Annotated in this window: 19 protein-coding genes; 5 read left to right on the plus strand and 14 right to left on the minus strand. The window is 42.7% G+C overall.

The window, feature by feature from the left end:
- Positions 1 to 40 precede the first annotated feature (40 nt).
- The 4 genes from V6R21_RS19805 to V6R21_RS19820 form a co-directional block, all read right to left on the minus strand.
- Positions 41 to 607, minus strand: coding sequence for a hypothetical protein (locus tag V6R21_RS19805; protein WP_334245291.1), 567 nt, complete (start codon positions 605 to 607; stop codon positions 41 to 43).
- Between the two features lie 716 nt (positions 608 to 1,323).
- Positions 1,324 to 1,626 (minus strand): hypothetical protein, encoded by a 303-nt coding sequence (locus V6R21_RS19810; protein WP_334245292.1) that lies wholly within the window; start codon positions 1,624 to 1,626, stop codon positions 1,324 to 1,326.
- A gap of 314 nt (positions 1,627 to 1,940) precedes the next feature.
- The gene (locus V6R21_RS19815) at positions 1,941 to 2,582 is read right to left on the minus strand and encodes an IS3 family transposase (RefSeq protein WP_334245293.1); all 642 of its coding nucleotides are present in this window, start codon (positions 2,580 to 2,582) and stop codon (positions 1,941 to 1,943) included.
- A 265-nt stretch (positions 2,583 to 2,847) separates the two neighbouring features.
- Positions 2,848 to 3,249, minus strand: coding sequence for a transposase (locus tag V6R21_RS19820; RefSeq protein ID WP_334245294.1), 402 nt, complete (start codon positions 3,247 to 3,249; stop codon positions 2,848 to 2,850).
- A 106-nt stretch (positions 3,250 to 3,355) separates the two neighbouring features.
- On the opposite strand from V6R21_RS19820, the gene V6R21_RS19825 reads away from it, so the two are divergent.
- From V6R21_RS19825 to V6R21_RS19835, 3 genes are all read left to right on the plus strand, one after another.
- Complete coding sequence (locus tag V6R21_RS19825; RefSeq protein ID WP_334245295.1) at positions 3,356 to 3,880, plus strand: hypothetical protein; 525 nt, start codon at positions 3,356 to 3,358, stop codon at positions 3,878 to 3,880.
- A gap of 305 nt (positions 3,881 to 4,185) precedes the next feature.
- The gene (locus tag V6R21_RS19830; protein ID WP_334245296.1) at positions 4,186 to 5,469 is read left to right on the plus strand and encodes a toprim domain-containing protein; all 1,284 of its coding nucleotides are present in this window, start codon (positions 4,186 to 4,188) and stop codon (positions 5,467 to 5,469) included.
- 9 nt (positions 5,470 to 5,478) lie between these two features.
- Positions 5,479 to 5,871 (plus strand): hypothetical protein, encoded by a 393-nt coding sequence (locus tag V6R21_RS19835; protein WP_334245297.1) that lies wholly within the window; start codon positions 5,479 to 5,481, stop codon positions 5,869 to 5,871.
- Here the strand turns inward: V6R21_RS19835 and V6R21_RS19840 are convergent.
- Positions 5,860 to 7,104: an MBL fold metallo-hydrolase gene (locus tag V6R21_RS19840; RefSeq protein WP_334245298.1), complete on the minus strand. Its 1,245-nt coding sequence runs from the start codon at positions 7,102 to 7,104 to the stop codon at positions 5,860 to 5,862. The genes V6R21_RS19835 and V6R21_RS19840 overlap by 12 nt on opposite strands.
- A gap of 135 nt (positions 7,105 to 7,239) precedes the next feature.
- On the opposite strand from V6R21_RS19840, the gene V6R21_RS19845 reads away from it, so the two are divergent.
- A complete protein-coding gene (locus tag V6R21_RS19845; RefSeq protein ID WP_334245299.1) occupies positions 7,240 to 7,476 on the plus strand; it encodes a hypothetical protein in 237 nt (78 codons plus the stop codon).
- A 71-nt stretch (positions 7,477 to 7,547) separates the two neighbouring features.
- Here the strand turns inward: V6R21_RS19845 and V6R21_RS19850 are convergent, their stop codons facing one another.
- The 4 genes from V6R21_RS19850 to V6R21_RS19865 are packed head-to-tail and all read right to left on the minus strand — an operon-like array spanning position 7,548 to position 13,921.
- Complete coding sequence (locus V6R21_RS19850; RefSeq protein ID WP_334245300.1) at positions 7,548 to 9,437, minus strand: hypothetical protein; 1,890 nt, start codon at positions 9,435 to 9,437, stop codon at positions 7,548 to 7,550.
- Positions 9,434 to 10,510 carry a hypothetical protein gene (locus V6R21_RS19855; protein WP_334245301.1) on the minus strand — a complete coding sequence of 359 codons (1,077 nt, stop codon included), beginning with the start codon at positions 10,508 to 10,510 and terminating at the stop codon, positions 9,434 to 9,436. Before V6R21_RS19855 ends, V6R21_RS19850 begins: the two co-directional genes overlap by 4 nt.
- On the minus strand, positions 10,507 to 13,509 hold the full coding sequence (locus V6R21_RS19860; RefSeq protein ID WP_334245302.1) for a phage tail tape measure protein: 3,003 nt from the start codon (positions 13,507 to 13,509) through the stop codon (positions 10,507 to 10,509). The genes V6R21_RS19855 and V6R21_RS19860 overlap by 4 nt, the downstream gene beginning before the upstream one ends.
- Complete coding sequence (locus V6R21_RS19865; RefSeq protein WP_334241854.1) at positions 13,493 to 13,921, minus strand: hypothetical protein; 429 nt, start codon at positions 13,919 to 13,921, stop codon at positions 13,493 to 13,495. The genes V6R21_RS19860 and V6R21_RS19865 overlap by 17 nt, the downstream gene beginning before the upstream one ends.
- Before the next feature lie 140 nt (positions 13,922 to 14,061).
- Here V6R21_RS19865 and V6R21_RS19870 point away from each other — a divergent pair, with 140 nt between their 5' ends.
- Complete coding sequence (locus V6R21_RS19870; protein WP_334245303.1) at positions 14,062 to 15,273, plus strand: hypothetical protein; 1,212 nt, start codon at positions 14,062 to 14,064, stop codon at positions 15,271 to 15,273.
- 65 nt (positions 15,274 to 15,338) lie between these two features.
- On the opposite strand, the gene V6R21_RS19875 is transcribed toward V6R21_RS19870, so the two are convergent.
- The 5 genes from V6R21_RS19875 to V6R21_RS19895 are packed head-to-tail and all read right to left on the minus strand — an operon-like array spanning position 15,339 to position 18,142.
- Complete coding sequence (locus V6R21_RS19875; protein ID WP_334245304.1) at positions 15,339 to 15,812, minus strand: peptidoglycan recognition protein family protein; 474 nt, start codon at positions 15,810 to 15,812, stop codon at positions 15,339 to 15,341.
- A gap of 14 nt (positions 15,813 to 15,826) precedes the next feature.
- Positions 15,827 to 16,477, minus strand: a complete 651-nt coding sequence (locus tag V6R21_RS19880; protein WP_334245305.1) for a DUF6549 family protein — start codon at positions 16,475 to 16,477, stop codon at positions 15,827 to 15,829.
- Positions 16,474 to 16,779 carry a hypothetical protein gene (locus V6R21_RS19885; RefSeq protein WP_334245306.1) on the minus strand — a complete coding sequence of 102 codons (306 nt, stop codon included), beginning with the start codon at positions 16,777 to 16,779 and terminating at the stop codon, positions 16,474 to 16,476. Before V6R21_RS19885 ends, V6R21_RS19880 begins: the two co-directional genes overlap by 4 nt.
- Before the next feature lie 11 nt (positions 16,780 to 16,790).
- Positions 16,791 to 17,300 carry a hypothetical protein gene (locus V6R21_RS19890; RefSeq protein ID WP_334245307.1) on the minus strand — a complete coding sequence of 170 codons (510 nt, stop codon included), beginning with the start codon at positions 17,298 to 17,300 and terminating at the stop codon, positions 16,791 to 16,793.
- Complete coding sequence (locus V6R21_RS19895; RefSeq protein WP_334245308.1) at positions 17,297 to 18,142, minus strand: hypothetical protein; 846 nt, start codon at positions 18,140 to 18,142, stop codon at positions 17,297 to 17,299. The genes V6R21_RS19890 and V6R21_RS19895 overlap by 4 nt, the downstream gene beginning before the upstream one ends.
- Positions 18,143 to 18,173 lie beyond the last annotated feature (31 nt).

Here is an 18,173-nt window from a genome sequence, read left to right on the forward strand (position 1 = left end):
CAGGATTAAGAATGAATAGACTTTAATATTTCCCTAACGATCATCTCCCTCCTTCACTGACCTTTTTTGATTTCAAAAATCCAGCATAAATATCAAATATTTCTGTGTAAGGCTTATGTTCATTTTTTTCTACAATCGTCTTAATATCACTAATATCACCCTCATCATAACCAAGTTGTGCTATAAGTTGTCTATCATAAGCCCAATCTGATAATGTTGCAGTTTTTTGACTAATTTCATGTTCAGCCTTCAATACGCCCTTAATAAAGGAGTAACTCTCACTCTGTTTATACTCCAATAAGATATCCCGCAAATCTTTATAAGTATATACCTCACCCTCACCCTTAGGAATATCTGACAACGTTAATAACGACTGTGTAATAATTGGAATAAACCCCTGCGAGAAAGTAAACACCTCAATATCTACACTATCAAACTCACAATTAAAAAGGATTTTTATATTGGTCAGAATTTCATCAGCATTTTGTTGAGAATCATCATTTAAGGAAATCTCTTTTTTCAGAACCTGCTTACAATCTCTCTTACTTTGACCAAATAAGACAGGAGTCTTAAGGATTAAAGCAAGAATAAAAAGGTACACTCTCATTCTTTTAATATCTGGTTGTTTATTGTTAAAGCCTAACCCACAAATATAGCTTATCTAAAGATTAAGAAGTGAAGGGAAATAAAAAAAGCCTGTCAGGTAAGGACAGGCTTATTATCTGTATTCACCCTTTAAATAGCTAATTGTTGGGTGTTATACATTAGTATAACCGATAGCTTCCCGCTTTTCCCCCTACCCTACACTAAAAAATTTGATTTTTTTTCTCAGAAAAGAGTCACAAGCACGGTAATAAACTAATTATCAATACATTACATTCTAATCTATTTTTTTTCCTGTTTAAGGCTATTTTTTTCAATAGCTCACAACAACAAAAAGCCTTACTATCTTCTGTTTAAACTTGATCCTTCCCAATATAGGACTAATCCAAAATTTAATAAACGGACAGTGGATGTTATAAGCTGTTTTACAGTGTTTAATTGCCTATGAACAGTAGGAAATTTGCCCCAAAAACTCAGCTTAATCACTCTTTTTTTGAGCCGGTAAATTCTTTATACTGAAAGAGAGTTATTAAAAATTACACGAATATCACTGTTCGCTAGCCTAGCTTTACTATCCAGCATAGCGAATATACAGTAGTTATTTCTTCTTAAATCGAAAATGGAGTCCTTTGATCTCTTCAAAATTTGGATCCTCTGAAATCATAATTCTAAAAGCTGATGTTCTTCTATAGTATAAATCGAACCCATCAGTATTTCTAACTAAGTCAAAGTTATAGTAAGTATATTGTTGTTTACTAGAGCAACACGGGCAAAATCCGCATTATCTATTAATGGAGTCATCCATTCCACCCAGTTCCAATTTTTAACATAGTCACAAATAGAGATGTCGCTGATGTATTTACCATTATCAATGCTTCCATCCTCATTAATTTCTAATTCCTCTAAAAAATTGTTTGCAGAGTCATAAAGTTCATACTTTCCAACTAACAACCTGTTAAACAATCGGTCTCGTCTAATGAAAGTTGTATTGTCAAAAAATAGGGTATCATTAATTAACTTCATCCATGATGAACCATGGTTATCATTATAGACAATATTGACTGAGTCTAGTTCTTCATTTTCAATATTTTGTATTGAAATTTCACTATCATGACTCCAAAAGTCATCAACCTCAAATATCTTATTATTTTATTAAGGTTACCCGCAACCAATTTGAGTCAAAACTTGGACATATGTCCGTAAAGCAGCTGGAGAAGGCTCTGGAGCTGATGCAACAGAGCGAAGAGGCTTGTCACAAGTTCGTCTCTAAATTCGGATTCAGAAAAAACTAATTGTGACGTCCTGAAATAGCGTTACAGATTTACAATGATACAACTTTATATGGATCCCACTAGCTCAAGTGCTGGTGGGTTTTCTTTTTTATAGGTCTTAATCTTTATCTCTCTTTGCAGGTGCATGTATTCTGGCGTTTTCATCCTGCAGGATAAATGGGGTCTTTCCGTGTTGTAGATGTCTATACTCTGCTTGATTATTTTCTTCATAAGTTGGATATCATTGATTTGGATTCCTCTTATAAACTCCTGCTTAAGGATGCCATTTACGCGTTCAGCTACTGCATTTTGATAAGGATCATACTTCTCAGTCATGCTACAGGTTACCTGTGCGTCGTCCAGCATTTCTTGATAATCATCACAACAATATTGCAACCCTCTATCGGAGTGATGGATCAAGGCTTCTGCAGGGTATTCCCGTTGCAGGAGTCCCCTTTTCAATGCCCGGATAGCCCCTTGGGCATTTAAGCTGTTGGATACATCATAGCCAACAACCTTTTTGGCATAAGCATCCGTGACCAAAGCCAGGTACATCGGGTTTTGCCTTGTGCCTATGTAGGTGATATCAGCCACCCAAAGCTGCTCTGGGCGCTTTACCTCCAAGTGTTGCGTCAGGTTCTTGTGCTTACGGAAACGGTGATGTGAGTTGGTGGTCACGTGATATCTTCTGCGAGGCTTTATCAGCATATGGTTAGAGCCCTGAGGATATCGAAAAGCCGATCTCTTCCTACATCAAGAGTCCTTAACTCCTGTTCCAAGATGGTGTACAGTTTGCGCACACCCAAGCGAGGCTGTCGCATGCGTACCTGCGTCACTAGCTCCAATACCTTCACCGTTAGGGCTTCCCGCTTCTTTTGCTCCTGCTTATATCTGTAATAAAACTGCCTGTTTACCCCGAGTAACTCACAACATTCCACCTTGCTCCAACCGTGTTCAATGTTGCTGCCCTCGATTACTCGGGGGATATATTTTTTCGCACCGGGATGTTATATTCTTTCTCTGCCATCTCCAGCATCATATCAAAGAGAATGATCTTCTTGTCAGCTCGTTCTACCTGCTTCTCTAGGGTTTGCTTCTGACGTTCCAGCAGCTTGACTTTTTGCTCCAGCTCCAATATTCTTTGCTCAGGGGTTTTCGACATTTTTAAGGGGTGTTTGTTGGACCAGTCCAAGTTACCAAATTTTCGCAACCAGTCACGAACAGTAGATTTGGCTTGAATACCATATTTGTCACAAGCGCCCTGTACTGAGAGCTTGCCTTCTTCCAATTCAGCGACCACTTGAAGCTTGAAGGACATTGTATAATCCTTCTGAGTTCGCTTTATATAAACCTGATTTACTTGCTTCTCTTCCATGACGTTACAGTTTTGGTGTAACGCTATGCTAGGACGGGACAAATTGCATAACAAAAACCTCCACGCTTGCCGACCAAAGCTCGTGGAGGTTATAAATCAATCTTATATGACAAATATAATTGATCCTCAAGTAAAAGAAAAACTATTAGAAACCACAACCGGGAACCGCAAAAGTTTGCGAGTGCTGCGTCAGCAAACATACATGAACTTATATGAGGCGCAGGAGAAATACAACGCAATGATGCGGGAGTGGTACGGCACTAAAGAGTGCAAGGCACATACCCTCAAGGCTACCCATATGAATACTGCTAGATGGGTCTACGATATGTACGAGTACATGATCAATGTAAAGGACAGCCAAGGTGTAATGACCATGCCCCGCAAGGTGACCTTTAAAGGCAAGGAGCTTATCTGTCCACGGTTCAAAGCCAACGGTGCCTGGATCATAGCTTGCCTTGGCCATGAGAAGCCCAGACGCTTTGACGAGCACGCTATCCGCTGCGCAGATGCAGGACTATTTTTTAGGGAGACAGAACTTGATCCATTGCTGATCAGACGCAAAAGGAAATTCTCCTCCATTATTTCGGTTAACCCGGACCTGATCGTCTATCAGGACGAAAAGGAGGAATAATACAAACTACTGACATAATCATTCAGTTGTCCTGATGGGTTCTGGGGAAAGTCCCAGATGAAAGCAAAACACGCCCTAGCACAGTGAAAACTGGATACGGATCTCTGAATCCGGCACCCCGAAAAAAGAAACTTAAATTCGGTGGGCTGTTGCATACACCCTAAAAAAAGAGGTCAAAAACCATTTTGGCCACCTTTACTATATATAAGGTATTTACTCTTATATAAACTATATATATAACTGTAATATACAGTAGGTGTAAGTTCCCGTCCTCCGATGATTAACCGCTGAAAAAAAAAGAAGAAATGGCGATCATCGAGAACATCAAGAGCCAATGCTCTATCATTGAATACCTGAATGGAAAAGGTTTGAAAGGCCAAAAGCACGGAAAACAGATGTATTACAACTCTCCAATTCGTGAGGGCGACAATGACAAGAGTTTTGCCGTAACGATGGACGGCACCAAGTGGATTGATTTCGGTGGCGGCGATGCTGCCAAAGGTGATATCATCACGCTGGTGGAAATCTTGGAAGCCTGCAGCAAGCAAGAGGCAATCAGCAAACTCTCCCAGCAGCTGATCCAAAAACCCGAAAAGGCCAACCCCAATACCGAAAAGAAAGCAGCTGCCGGCACAGCGCCAGAGAAAGGCGATTTCGCCCAAGACGAGCGCAGGCAAGTCACTGCAGTATTGCCGGTGGAAAAGAAAACAAAGCTAATGGAGTACATCACCTCCAGAGGCATCTCCGAAAAAATAGCCATCCAGTATTTGCGCTGTGTGGAGTACCGTCAGGATGGCAAGTTTTCACCAAAAGGTTACCCATACTTTGCCATCGGTATGAAAACAACTGGTGGATGGGAGCTGCGTAACCATGCCAACGGCACCGACTTCAAGAGCCATATCGGAAAGAAGAAACCCTCTTTCTTTCAGGGAAAAACAAGAGGTGGAAACATTCTGCTGTTTGAAGGCATGTTTGACTTCCTGACCGCACTGGAGCATTCCGACACCCTAACGCTGCCTTTTGATGCCATCGTGCTGCACAGTGGCAACAACCTAACCAAGGAAGTACTGGCATTTATCAAGCAATGGTACCAGACAGCGGATGCCTATGTGGACAACGATGCCAAAGGTGATGAGGTAATCAGCAAGCTGGTAAACAATGGCTTGAAGGTAATGGACTTCAGGAAAAAGATTTACCCACACCATAACGATTACAACGCTTTCTGGTGCTGGAGAAAGCAGCTGAACTTCCAGCCAAACAGTGCACCTGCAGGCGATCCCAAAAACTCACTTTTCAAGATTGCGGTCTACTTCTACGACAAGCATACCGACGGATCGGATAAGTACTGGTTTTACTACAGCCCAGACAACGAGCAAGACAAGCTGGACTTTCACAGCGTAATCCCAAGCAACTTCAACGATCTGGAGCCCGAAATCAGACTGCAGCTGCTGACTGCCAAATTCCGTGGCCTGAACCACATCTTTATGAAGCATATCAATGCCAATATTGACAAGATCAAGAAGGCTATCATATACGCCCAGAAACGTCCGAGCAACTTGGACTTTTACCCAACTTGTACCATTAAATAATCGCCGACCATGATTATCAACATCGAAAAAAACCTGAATTACATCAAGCAATTGTCTGACGGAGTGAAACGCTTCGACAGTGTAAAACCCTTTGACAGTGCCTTCCACATGTCCATGTGGATGGAAGACAATTGCCTCAAGTGCCAGAAGTGCTTTACAGCACACCACCCAGATCATGAGCTGCCGCAATTTGAGGAAAGTAAGGAGCTGGTCCGCAAAGGACAGGAGTGTATTGGAAAACTGGCCATGGATATGATGATCAATCAGCCAACCATTCCGGATGACATCGCTAAGATGATTGGCTACGAAAAGCAGCTACCAACCCAGTGTGCTGCCTTTAAGAAACTGGAGGAGGCTAAGGAGCAGACGGAGAACCCTAACCAAATGACGCTATTTAATTAACTCTTTTATTTCTTGTGCTTTATTTTGAAATATTTGAATGCATGTGCTCTCTTCTTTCTCTGTAACTCCAATTACAATTAATTTTTTAGATAAATTTCCATAATTTAATACTTCAACCCTTTCTTTTTTGAAATAAATGTCTAGCGCATATTTTACATTTTTATTTGTTGGGTGATTGTATTTGTTTTTTTCACCAAATGAAACAGGACAAAAAAGGTACTGATTATTAGATAGTTTATTGAATAATTTAATGCAAAAATCTTTATTACTTCCGTGATGAGGAATTTGAACTGTCCCAATAAACTTATGATACTTTTTAAATATTTTATCATAATGACTAATATCAACTTTAGCATCACCTGTATAAATGCAACCAGGTTTGTTTAAAATCTCTTTAATTGCAAATTTAATTTTATAATTGTACACATCACTACCAGTATATCCCTTGAGTGACTTTAAAGTATACATGATCTGATCTCGTTGAATCTCCAATTTCTGAAACAATCCAGAATTTGATGGTAATGAAAATATCAACATTGAATTTGTGTTAATATTACCATCTACTTGACGAAATATATTTCTTAACTTCTTCAAGTCATGCTTTAATAAGTTTAAAGTGTATTTCTTGTCGGAGCATAACTTATTGTAATCAATATTGTTGTGATTTAATAGATTTTTAAACTGTTGAAGTCTATCTTCTCTTTTAAAATTATAAGGAATGTACCTCCATTTCAAAATGTGATTAATAATTATTTCACTTCCACTTGACCACACTCCTTCTGTTGTTAAATTGTTGTCACTTAAATCTAAAACAGTGGTATTGTTATCATTAACATCTTCATATCTATCGATGTATAAAATTTTCACATTTTCTCCAAAAAAGTTACTAGGATTATTCAAAAGTGACGACATCCCTTCTTTAAATATTCTATTTCTATTGATCAAGAGTATCTTTTCCTCATTATTAATGAAAGGCATCATAACTTTATGGATCTTAATGGAATGTTTTACCAAATATTTCACTAAATTTACATGATCATTATCTAAATGAGATATACATAATAAGTGAATTTCTTTATCCTTTACCCATTCCTCAATTCGCTCAACCTTATTCTTGAATTTTGTATCACTACCACAATCATACACAACATTATATTCATTATTACCATCAATAATTCTCTCCGAATAAAATGCTCCTTGACCGACAGGGTGAAAAGTTCTAATGAGTTCCATAAAAAATTAGTTATTGTTCTGTATTGAAAAAAATCTATTTAAGATATAAAAAACAATCAAATTTTAGTATTGCTATTTTAAATATTGACTGAGAAATGTCCTAAATCCTAATGGATAAGGTATTTAAATTCAGTTATGAAACTAAGAATCCTACTTGTCCAGCTGGTGATGTTTTTCGCCAAATGCCTACAGTCCCGAAAAAAGGAGTTTAGAACAATCCGCAAAGATGGGAAATACCACCTCTATATGTATGATTACGAAAAAGATCGCTACGTCTGGATTAGTGCGTTTGACGACCAAAAAACATTAGCAAAGTTTATAGCTTCCTACAGAAGTATAAACCCCAGCAATGTAGCTGAATTCAACAGCTAATTCTTATGTGATAGCTCAACACAAAACAAGTCTTAGCACAGTGCTAAGGCTTGTTTTTTTTATGTGATGGTTTATACCTCCCTTGTGGCCACCCTTGCCTCCAGCTCCACATTTTCCACTCCACTATGCTTTAAGGTAAACTTCATTTTCTTGGGATAATACCCCATCCCGTTAAGCTGCTGCAACATATAGGGCCTGTAGTTCAACACTTCTGCAAGGTTCATATCCGGCTTGAGCTTATGTACTCTTGCATTAGCCTGAAACTCGATGGGGCGCTTGAGAAACTGCTCGTACAATCCCTCTGATCCGTGCCAAAGCAAGGAGAACTCAATCGGGTTGCCTGCCCGGTTGTAAATCCTTTTCTGTGGGTTGGAGAACTGGTAATTGGTAGCGGTCAAATAGTTATAGCTGTAGCCCTGATAGTCATCTATTGGCTCATATTCAGCCCAAGAGGAGTGGTTGTAGTGCCCGTAGTATTTTTTCTTGTCTCCAGTCACCTCCGGGAAAGCCCGGAAGTTGCTGGCAAAGTAAGACTCATACCCACCTGCTACCCTTCCTTTTTCTGTCCAGGTAAACTTGATATTGGTTTCGATATGCAGCAGGTGCACATCATTGCTGTGAACACGCTCCAGGTTCTGTATCAGTCCCCGTTTCTTTACCTTGGTTTCGCCGTCATCGTAGAAATACTCAATCTCCCTTCCTGCTGCTAGCTGCGGCAATGGAATATTGGAGGCATCCGGATCGGTATAGCTGATCTTGATGGTCAGGTACGTACCTTCATCGGCTGCAATGTAGTTCCACTCATCAAAACTGAACGTAATGCCCCGCTTGGTCATATAGACTGGGTCCACTTCGGTCTTGATCTCTTTCTTGTTTTCCCCGTCCCGAATCTTAACCGTTTTCGGGTAAAGGTTAAAGCTGGCAAATGGCTCCCAAAAACTGCCATTTGACTGATACCAGCTTGCATTGGCCTCCACAAAGTAGATTGCCCCATTGACAAAATTGGCCCCTGGCAAATCGCTAAAAGTCACCACGGTGTTTTCCATATTGGGTTGCTCGCCTTCCTGTGTGGTTTCATGGTTAAAGGTGACACTATCCAAATGTGCCGGCTCCGGTTGCCGTTCATCGCTGCCTTTTAGGTACTGCTCACCGTAACCACCTTCCCCATAGCTTCTGCCAATCATCTTGTAAAGGTCGAGCATCTTCACTTCCTTATTGAACGTGTCGATATAAGGGAATGCTCCCCACGAGCGGCTCCAGATATTAAGAAACTTCCCGGCTGTCATGCCCGGTGGAGCGATATCATAGGCGGTATCCTCATACAGCGTCTCATGCTGCTGGTCACAAAGAAACATCACGTTCTGGTATTGCTCCTTTGGGTACTTCAGATCATAGCTGACCGTATAGCCGATACTTTCAAAGAGTTTCTCCAGTACATAAGTGGCCGACACAGAAAAGATCTGCTCATTGAATACATCCGATTTTTCGTTGGTGCGGGAAAGAATCTGCTGAAAGTCATCCGAGACAAAAAGGTCCCAGACCGGTGTATACCCCGGCTGTGATATCTGGCCACCTGCTGGGTTATAACCAATGACCTTGATGCTGAACAGTTCCGGCAATGGGGTATCCTTGATATCGGAAAGGATAGCGGTACTGGCCAGCACAAACACACTGAACCCGCTGCTGCTGATCCGTTGCACCTTGAGATTTCCGGACATCAGCGAGATGCCATGGTAGCGGATCTCGGCACTGAAGCTCTGCGTAAAGATATTATCCTCCTGAACAAAGCGGTCCTCATAACCGAAAGCCTCCCGGGCCTCCTTACTAAATGGCACATTGAAGCTGTAGGTATGCGAACCGGGAATATACTCCAGGTTAAAATAATCCGAATCGATATTGAACGGGATCTGGGCGCTACTGTCCAGCGGCAGCTCGATATTGTTGACAAGCAGGCTAATCATCTTTCCGTGAATTTGTAGTTGAACTCAAAACTGTAGAGTGTTTCGTCTTCCTCCACTTCTGCAAGGCTCTTGTCGGTGATCATCACCTCCACATATTGGTCATTCAGCTTGGCAAATACTTTCTCTGCAGATAAAATCTGTAGGGCAGCCTCGTACTCCTCACGGCTGCGGAAATATCCCGTCCGGACACGGTACTCGTAATCCAGTTGAACCCGTCCAGAAATAAGCGTACTGTCCAGGTAATTGCTGGAATACTTGTAAGCCGGTCGGTTGTATTCCGTCCTTTTGGTTTTGATTTGCCGGCGCTTGACACCTGTGGCCACCAGCGTCTCGAGGTTGCCGCTGTCTGCCCAGTACAGCAGTTCGTGTTCGTAGCGTTTGCTGGAGCTATCCACGATCAGGGTGGCCTTGGTGCCTCCGGACAATACCTCTATCTGGGTGATGGTCTTGCCCGGCTGCAGGTTGTCATAGCTTACTTGCGGAAAACCAACCGGCAGCAGGTAAGCCCAGCTTTTGGTATTGTCTTTTGTGCCCGGTGCCGGCATGGCCTTGGTAAAGGTCTGGCTGGTGCCATCATCAAAGAACACCTCATACCCTACAGTTTGCCCCTCGGTAGCCATCACGGTTACAAAGTAGTGGGCACTTTTGCGGATGTACTTGGTGTCTGCCGCCACAAACAGCGTATTGCCAAAAGCCTGGTTAACTGGAGAGAGATACCGTTTGGCGTAAAAGGCTGAAAACTCGCAGATATCCTCCGAGCCGCTGATCTGGTCAGGGTTTTCGGCAATCACCTTAAAGTACTTCAGGTGTTCGGGCAAGAACTGCGGCTCCGTATCGGTCAGGCTTACATCGCTGCAGCGCAGCACTGACTCCACAAACTCACGGGCATCGAAACGGCCATAAGCCAGAAAGTTCTCTATCTCCTTGTAGAGCAAGAAGTTTACATCCACATCGTTATTGTCCACCTCGTAGAAGTGCACCTTGTTGGTCAGCCCGATGGCATCATCGAGCCAGTCTACCACAATCCTGTTTTTGGCGGGTACCAGTCCCGCAGGTACGTTGATCGGTGTCATATTTTGGCTAGGTCTTCAATGGCTATTTGGTCGTCTATTTCCTCCCTCACATAGGTGGTATCCCGGTACCCCCACTGGATCATGGTTGGGCGTTCGGCATTGTCCTTCAGGGTGGCCGCAATGGTAGTCAGCACCTCCAGTGTGGCAGCGTTTTCCTGTGTGATCACCTGTGGACTGTTGAGCTTGCTGGCCAGCTGGTCGAGCTGTGAGCTAGTGCTCTGACCGGTACGCTTGCTTTCGATGATGCTTTCAAAGTCTGCCACCACTGGATCACGGCGAACGGAGGCTGGTATCACGTACTCATCCTGATGGACATAACCGGCAAAAGCGCCATACCTATCACCTGTCCCGATATTGCCCTTACCTGTTGCACCACCGAAAAAGTAGCTGGTACCTTCCGTTATGCCAGTCTTTGAGGTGCTCCTTCCTACATTTGGGGACTTTGGCTTTTTCTCCTTGGAAAGTACCTGTCTGGCTTTGGCTACGTTGGTGGTAATCCGGACAAGACCTGCAATAAACTGGGCAGCACCAGCTCCCCCGAAGGTCACGGAGTTGGATGGGTTGGCCTCCGAAGCTGCAGTCAGTGAGGAGATAGCTGCTGCTGTATCCAAACCGATCTGGAAAAGTGTGGCCAGTTTCTGGAATTCTGCCATTGCCTCTGAGTCATCACCTGCCGCTTGGGCAAGCGCTCCAGCAAAATCAGAAAGTCCTCCAAGTACGGCTTGTGTGGCTTGTGCCCTTTTGATCCGATCCTGCAGCTCCTTATCCTCAATGGCTTTGTTTTTCTGGGCTGTCAGTTCACGGATGGTATTTTCTTCCAGTCCCAACCGCTGGGCTTCTGCAATTAGTGCATCGTAATGAGATGCGATTTGCACCAGTTCCAGATCCTGCTCAGTAGCCAGCGCCTCACCACGGGAAACAAAGTCAGCACCTACCTCTTCCTTCTTTTGTTTGATGGCTTCCTCTGCTGCTAGATCAATCCGTTCACGTTCTGCATTGAATTCCTTTTGATCAATCAACTGTGAATTATAAAACTCCAGTGTCTTGGCCTTGAGTGTATCAAAACGTGCTTGCACTCCTGCAATGACCTGTTCATCGGTTGTCAACTGACTAGCCTCCAGCTCCTGTTCTATTTCACCCACCTCACGACGGAGTGCTCTCCAGGCATCGAGTATTGGACCGAACTCATCTACCGGCTTTTCTTTCTTTTTCTTTTTATCGTCATCATTGCCTTTTCCCTTTCCTTTCTTCCTTTTTTCCTCCTCAATTTGACGGTCCCGTGCATCTGACCATTCCTGATCACTTTGCTTTTTCAATTCGGCTTTTCTTTCTTCCAGATCCTTCAATTTCTGCTCATAGATCTCGACCTGATTTAGAGCCTCTAACAGGTTTGCACTGGCTGTATTATAATAGTTGGAAGAGGTGCTTGTATTATCATATATTTCCTGCACCCTCTCTTGTTCTTTCCTTAGCTTAGCTAACTCATCAGTTGTTGTACTAATCCCATCTATGACTTCATCATAATTCAAACTTTTGATTGTGTCCTTATTCCTAGCCATCACTGTATCTACAGACTGCATACTCTCCAACCAGTCATTGAAAAGCCCAACCGTTGTACTAAGAATTACTGAGAAAGTATTCTTCAGGAAATCCCCAAAACCACTAAAGTTTGTTGACAACCTGGCTAACTCCTTATTAAGGTCCTGCTGTATCTCCAGTTCCTCTTTCTGTTTTTCACCCAGTTCATCCAACTTGTCCAGGTTACGGCCAATAGCTTCATTCAAATTCTCGTAAGCCACTTCCAAACCACCGACATCTTCCAAAGCACCACCACCCAAGTCTGCAATAATTGTCTGCAATTCTTGCACGGATAGTCCGGAACGCTTGGACTGCACGAAAATCTTCTGGAAGATATCCACTACATCTTCTCCTGACTCAATGGACTGCTTAACCTCATTGGAAAATTCTTTCCCAAGTGGTTTTAGCGCTTTTTCTACTGTAGGTGTAAACTCGTTCAGTCTTAGGCCAAGCTCCTTGATGGTGTCAATCAGCTTGTCATCAAATAGCGCTGCACCTTCCTGCTGTACCAATACTTTTATAAAATCCTCTGCAGAGATACGGGCATTCTTGGCCTGCACAGCGTATTCTTTTAGCTGCGAGACATAGTCCCCACTGGCATTGGCGCCATTCAGGAAACCTTTCTCCACCAGATCAAGTGCTTCCCTAAAATCGATCTTGTAGGCAGTTGCTACCGACTGAGTGGCTTTCAGGATTTCGTTATACTCCTCACCATAGACATCAGAAAGTGATTGGATACGAGCAGTGGTTTGTTCCAGTACCTCACCTGTTTCACCAGTTACCCGCTTGGTGGTCCGCATCAGGCCAGTGAACTTTTTCTCAACTGAAAGGATTTGATTCCCCAAATACAAAAGGCCTGCAGCAACTGCAGCAATTGCACCTCCCTTACCGCCAAGCTGCATTAACTCACCTCCAAAGGAGCTGAAGATATTGGTGGATTTCTTGGTAGTGTTGTTGGTACTGGCCATTTCAGCCTTCACCTTGTCCATTTCTGTATTCAGTTCCTTGTAGCGTGTGGTACCTCGGGTGGTATTCTCCATTTCCCGGTTGAGTTCCCTTTGCCTGTTCTTGAGCTGGCGCATGGTAAGCCCGGCAAGTCCCAGCTGTTCACGCAAGCCTTTTACCTTCCGCTCTGCATCCTTGTACTTGTCGGTTGCCTTAAGGTAATCTTGCTGTGCTCCTTCCAGTTCCTTGAGTTTCTTGGCGGCATTTTCATATGCCTTTGACTGCTTTTTCCCGGCTGCCTCCAGCGACTTCATTTTGTCAGAAGTCTTGGTGTACTCCTTGGTAGCCCTTTCCAATACCTGCATCTGCTTGGCAGCCTTGGCCGCTTCTGCCTCAAACAGCCCTAACTGGTTGATACCTTGCTTGCCATCCACCTGAATGGTGGTTTTGGCTATATCATTACTTTGTACTGCCATATTTCTTGAAAGCTGAAATGATTGCCTTGTTGGCGTTTTCACATACGTTGAGGGACACCCAAGACTTGAGCGTATTTAGGCGACCATAGAAGACGGTACTGTACCACTTGGCGGGTTTTCTGCTCCCTCCGGATGATCTGCTGGAGATACTACCGCCCCGGCTGCCTGCAATCTTGGATTGCCTGCGTCCAGCAATAGTACTACCACGACCGACACCCATATCACGGAAGCGACCATGGAGCTTGAAATGGTGTGCGCCTTCTATTACATCACCTTTTTGCTGCACATCACTGCGGATGGATCGCTCCAGCTCTCCAGACTTACCGACTTTTAGCCGCTTGAGCTTTGCCTTGAAAAGTTTCTCATTGTCTCGCAGCCAGCTGGCTACAATTCGGGATAGTTCCTCTTTCATGAGGATAAGATAGGGGTATTAGGGGAGGGGGATGGGGACAATAGTTATGTACTCCACAATAATTTTAAATAAAAGAATCTAGATATTAATCTATAAAATTACATATTTAGCCGAATCATTTCATGACAATTCAATTCAATATGAAAAAAATATTTTTTATTATATTATTCTTCACATTCTTCTCTCTTTTAGGTTACAGTAAATCAAAACCAAAAGACAGCGCCATTAAAATTGAAGTAATCAATAAAACTATATCTGATTTAGTTTTAGATTATTTCAAAATATTAGGACCTTCAGTAGTTGCAGTCATTAGTCTCTATTTTTCATACTCAACAATAAAAAGCAGACTAGTTGAAAAATACATCACAGATGAAGTAAGTAATATTAACTCAGCCAATCAAGAGGTTTTCATCGAAAGCCAAAAACTTATATTAAAATACAAAAAAATCTCTCATCACCATAAAAAACTAAAATCTCAAGATTTAATTAATTCTAAAAATGACATAGAGTTATTATTCACACTTTCATTAAAAGCAAGTAGTGATGTCTCCACATTGATATTTTTTTTAATCACCACATTAGATAAAGTTATTCTTGATTACGACAAAGAGAATGACCGCCGTGAACCATTATACGCTAATAACTACTCATACTTCCTCATCTCTATTTTACAAAAAGTTAGTCATTATGCCACTCAAGTAGTTCCTATTCCTAAATCAACAAAAACACATCAAACTAGTATAATTAACAAACAAATAGCACAAACACTCCCTCATTCTACAACAACTAGCCTTAGATACTTTAAAAGAGGAGTTATTTACAACCCTGACTCTGCACATTATGCAATGTTTTTTGAATCACTAACTAGCATTCATAATATATTGATTATTAAATCAGGTTTTACTATTTTCAATAACCCTAAACCTATCTCATATTTACTTTTTTTAAATGGTTTTTACGCACCACCCATTCTTGAAGAAGAACCCTTATTAGAATCACAACACATACATTCCAATAAAAGAAAAACAATCCACCTTATTCATTTCAAAGAGAGGGTTGTATTTTTAGGAAATAGTGGAAAACCATTTAATATTGTGGAGTTGACTTACACAAATACAGATAACGTTTATCGATTTATAAAAAATCTAGATCTTAGTAAACTAAGAGATAAATGGATACCTAATAGCACATTTGAAATTCGTAAAAATACCGAGTGTAAAATTAAAGAGTATGAATCAATTAAAATATCATGTGAAAAAACATTTTTAATCAACCTTCATAAACACAATATTTCTTCTATAAAAAAGAAGTTAGGATTAGGTATTATGGGTCATTTTAAATCTATAAAATAACATAGTCATGTTAAAAAAACCCACCAAAAGTGGGCTCTTTTATTATACACATGCTACAACTACTATCAGCTCTTGTCGCTGTAAATATTCTTCTCCTCGATACCGATGGAGCGCAACCATTGCGGTACATCGAAGCTTGGGCACGCCTTGGTGGATAGCTGGTTATGTCCTGCAATCTGGATATCAGGTTGTCTGGCAATGGCAATCCTGACATACGCTGCCAATGTCTTTTTCTGAGCTTCCGTTCGGGTATCACGTGGTTTCATATTTCTGTCGGCTCCGCCTGCATAGCAGACGTGTTGGGCCACGCCATTGAAACCCTTGGCTCCGTTGGTCATCTCCCATGGTTCCCACTTGTCGTCCTGGTCAAACGGCTGCAGGTTGTCGATTGAACCGTCCAGCTTGATCAGGTCTGAGTAGCCGGGCTTGCTCCAGCCATTGCCCTTGATATGCCACTCGATAATATCTTCCTTGGTTACCTCTCTGCCCATGGGGGTATCTGAACAGTGGATTACTAAGAGTCTTCGCTTGTTAGCCATAATGGTATTTTGATTTATCTACGTTTTTTGATGATGGTGTTGATGTCCTTGAATATGATGTTGGGATTCTCGGAAATCACCTCTGTCTGAAAGTGCTTTTTGCCCAGGAACCATTTGCGGTCCCAGTAGATCACCAGATCGATGGGTACCTGGGCGGTGTAGCCTACCTCGACCATTCCTGTAGAGTCGTTGATGATGGCGGCAAACCGTGTGTAATCGTCATGATAGAGGGCGATTTTTTTCTGTACCGGCATAAAGACTGTATCCATAAGCAGGATCTTGACCGTGTCGGTAATGGGTGCCGCAAAGAACTGGTCCAGCTGGGCATCCAACTCCGCAGCGCTTTCCATCCGGCGGAGCTTTTTTTTTAGGTCATTGAACTTGTGCAAAAACTGGAGGCGCTGGTTTTCCTTGGCATTCTTGAGTGTCTTGTAGTCCAGCTCCAGTGTTTCTGCCAGTGATACCTGATAGTCCAGCTTGTTCTTGTAGTGTTGCAAGTCGCCACGGGCATCATTGGCCAGTACGGTCATTTGCTCATAACCGTCTTTTAGGTTGCTGTTTCGCTGTACCTGAATCCAGAGTGCCCAACAAACAAGCAGCAGCAATGCAAAAATGACCTTTGCCGGATTGCGCCGAACGAATTCAATTATCTGTAGAAGTATCATTTGGTTTGGTTGATGATAATGACCTGATTGGTTTTGATCTCATTGAGGTTTTCCATGATTTTCTCTTCCCTTGCACGGGCATCCCTTGAGCTTTCCTTGATCGTTTCCCGAAGCAGTTTGCTAGCTTCGATCTGTTCCTGCATAACCTTGGTCATGGAGGTGGTCGCATCCGAATACTTGTTGATAACGGTCCATAGTCCGTAGCCCAGCAGTGCCACCATTACGGTAAGCAAGTAGACTTCAAACCCTCTCTTCTTGGCTTCTGCAAAAAGGTTGGGCACTTCATTTATTACTTTTGCCATATCTAAAAAAGTTATAGCCAGTCGGCTTCATCATATACTAAATCAGCGTTGACCACATTTGAGAAGCGCAGCTGTACCTCGATTCCAAAAAGGTTCTGCCCTTCATCGAGTGGGCCAACCGACCTATAGGTGGTTCCGTTGAGGTCAAAAAAGCGCATCAGGTTCCCTACGGTGTACCTTTCGGCTTTCATCTTAGCCAGTATCTTCATCAGTACCTTTTCGCATTCGTCGTAGACCTCTTCTTCTGCATTGTAGTCCGTTTCATCATTGATGCCTCTGACCAGAAAGAAGGAAGGTGTCTTGACCAGGTTGAACTGGTCGTCGTTGTTGTGGACCAGCTGGTTGTTGTAAGCATCCAGCACCAGCATCACACCTGAGGTAACTTTCATCTTACCACTTATCAGGTTCAGGAATTCTTCCCCATTTCGGGCAAAGCGTGGCTTCTCTGGTGTATGGCCGATATCCTTGAGCCTTGTGGCTACGTCAAGCATGTAATCGCTGAAATGCTTCTTTGTAATCATTTGTTGTTAAGCTTTGCTTCCCTTTCGTTTTGCTGGCGGATATCCTCGTTAAGGTCAAAGAGCACCGTGGTCAAACGGAGCTGTTCCCAGCGCTCAAAGTTGTCTGCCTTTTCAGCTCTTGACTTGAGCACATGCGCCCATCCGTAATCCTTATTGGATTTACCTTCACCTCCAGTATTCTTTTTGAATACCAAATTGAAACCCGGATGGGTGATAATATTATGGCGGCAACTCTCATAGAAGATCAGGACGGCTTCCTTGACTTCAGGAGCCAACTTGGCAAACTGCTCAGCCCGTTTTGCCAGCAGTGCATCATTGTACTTCTGGCGGATATCATCGCTTGGCTCAAAGCCGAATACCATGGCCTTTTCCATTACACGAATAAGGATATTTTTCTTGGGCCGGTATAGGACAGCTATAATGCTATGGAGCCAGTGCTCCTCTGAGGTCTGGCGGTAACGCTCCAGGAATGTTTCGCACTTGATAAACTCCACAAAGGTGAGGTTGGCGCAATTGTCGGATGGTCCGTAGTAGGTTTTGCCACCAATACGAAACTTGTCAAGAATTGCCCTGGTAAGAATGGGCTTTTCGTAAAGGAATGGATAGCTAAAAAAGCGTTGCCAGTCTACCAAATCGACATTGGTAAACTTGAAGAATGGCCAGCGGAAACAGTAGAGGTGAAAGATTGGGATCAGCTGGCGAATAATCAGGTATTTTTTCCAGTCATCGGGATAGCCGGTAAAGCGGATCCGGATGATATTCAGCAGCTGCTTGCGGGTGAGTTCGTTATAGTTTTTTGGTAGGCTGTAGAAGGTGCCGTTGTTATGAGTAAAACCGTGCATAGTTCTTTTTGGAGGAGAATATGCACGGTTT

It is taken from the genome of Limibacter armeniacum (genome assembly GCF_036880985.1).
Classification (GTDB): domain Bacteria; phylum Bacteroidota; class Bacteroidia; order Cytophagales; family Flammeovirgaceae; genus Limibacter; species Limibacter armeniacum.

Bases quoted from the DNA above. Each gene is read 5' to 3' on its own strand.
- V6R21_RS19805 (WP_334245291.1), bottom strand. From the start codon at position 607: ATGAGAGTGTACCTTTTTATTCTTGCTTTAATCCTTAAGACTCCTGTC.
- V6R21_RS19810 (WP_334245292.1), bottom strand. From the start codon at position 1,626: ATGAAGTTAATTAATGATACCCTATTTTTTGACAATACAACTTTCATT.
- V6R21_RS19815 (WP_334245293.1), bottom strand. From the start codon at position 2,582: ATGCTGATAAAGCCTCGCAGAAGATATCACGTGACCACCAACTCACAT.
- V6R21_RS19820 (WP_334245294.1), bottom strand. From the start codon at position 3,249: ATGGAAGAGAAGCAAGTAAATCAGGTTTATATAAAGCGAACTCAGAAG.
- V6R21_RS19825 (WP_334245295.1), top strand. From the start codon at position 3,356: ATGACAAATATAATTGATCCTCAAGTAAAAGAAAAACTATTAGAAACC.
- V6R21_RS19830 (WP_334245296.1), top strand. From the start codon at position 4,186: ATGGCGATCATCGAGAACATCAAGAGCCAATGCTCTATCATTGAATAC.
- V6R21_RS19835 (WP_334245297.1), top strand. From the start codon at position 5,479: ATGATTATCAACATCGAAAAAAACCTGAATTACATCAAGCAATTGTCT.
- V6R21_RS19840 (WP_334245298.1), bottom strand. From the start codon at position 7,104: ATGGAACTCATTAGAACTTTTCACCCTGTCGGTCAAGGAGCATTTTAT.
- V6R21_RS19845 (WP_334245299.1), top strand. From the start codon at position 7,240: ATGAAACTAAGAATCCTACTTGTCCAGCTGGTGATGTTTTTCGCCAAA.
- V6R21_RS19850 (WP_334245300.1), bottom strand. From the start codon at position 9,437: ATGATTAGCCTGCTTGTCAACAATATCGAGCTGCCGCTGGACAGTAGC.
- V6R21_RS19855 (WP_334245301.1), bottom strand. From the start codon at position 10,510: ATGACACCGATCAACGTACCTGCGGGACTGGTACCCGCCAAAAACAGG.
- V6R21_RS19860 (WP_334245302.1), bottom strand. From the start codon at position 13,509: ATGGCAGTACAAAGTAATGATATAGCCAAAACCACCATTCAGGTGGAT.
- V6R21_RS19865 (WP_334241854.1), bottom strand. From the start codon at position 13,921: ATGAAAGAGGAACTATCCCGAATTGTAGCCAGCTGGCTGCGAGACAAT.
- V6R21_RS19870 (WP_334245303.1), top strand. From the start codon at position 14,062: ATGAAAAAAATATTTTTTATTATATTATTCTTCACATTCTTCTCTCTT.
- V6R21_RS19875 (WP_334245304.1), bottom strand. From the start codon at position 15,812: ATGGCTAACAAGCGAAGACTCTTAGTAATCCACTGTTCAGATACCCCC.
- V6R21_RS19880 (WP_334245305.1), bottom strand. From the start codon at position 16,477: ATGATACTTCTACAGATAATTGAATTCGTTCGGCGCAATCCGGCAAAG.
- V6R21_RS19885 (WP_334245306.1), bottom strand. From the start codon at position 16,779: ATGGCAAAAGTAATAAATGAAGTGCCCAACCTTTTTGCAGAAGCCAAG.
- V6R21_RS19890 (WP_334245307.1), bottom strand. From the start codon at position 17,300: ATGATTACAAAGAAGCATTTCAGCGATTACATGCTTGACGTAGCCACA.
- V6R21_RS19895 (WP_334245308.1), bottom strand. From the start codon at position 18,142: ATGCACGGTTTTACTCATAACAACGGCACCTTCTACAGCCTACCAAAA.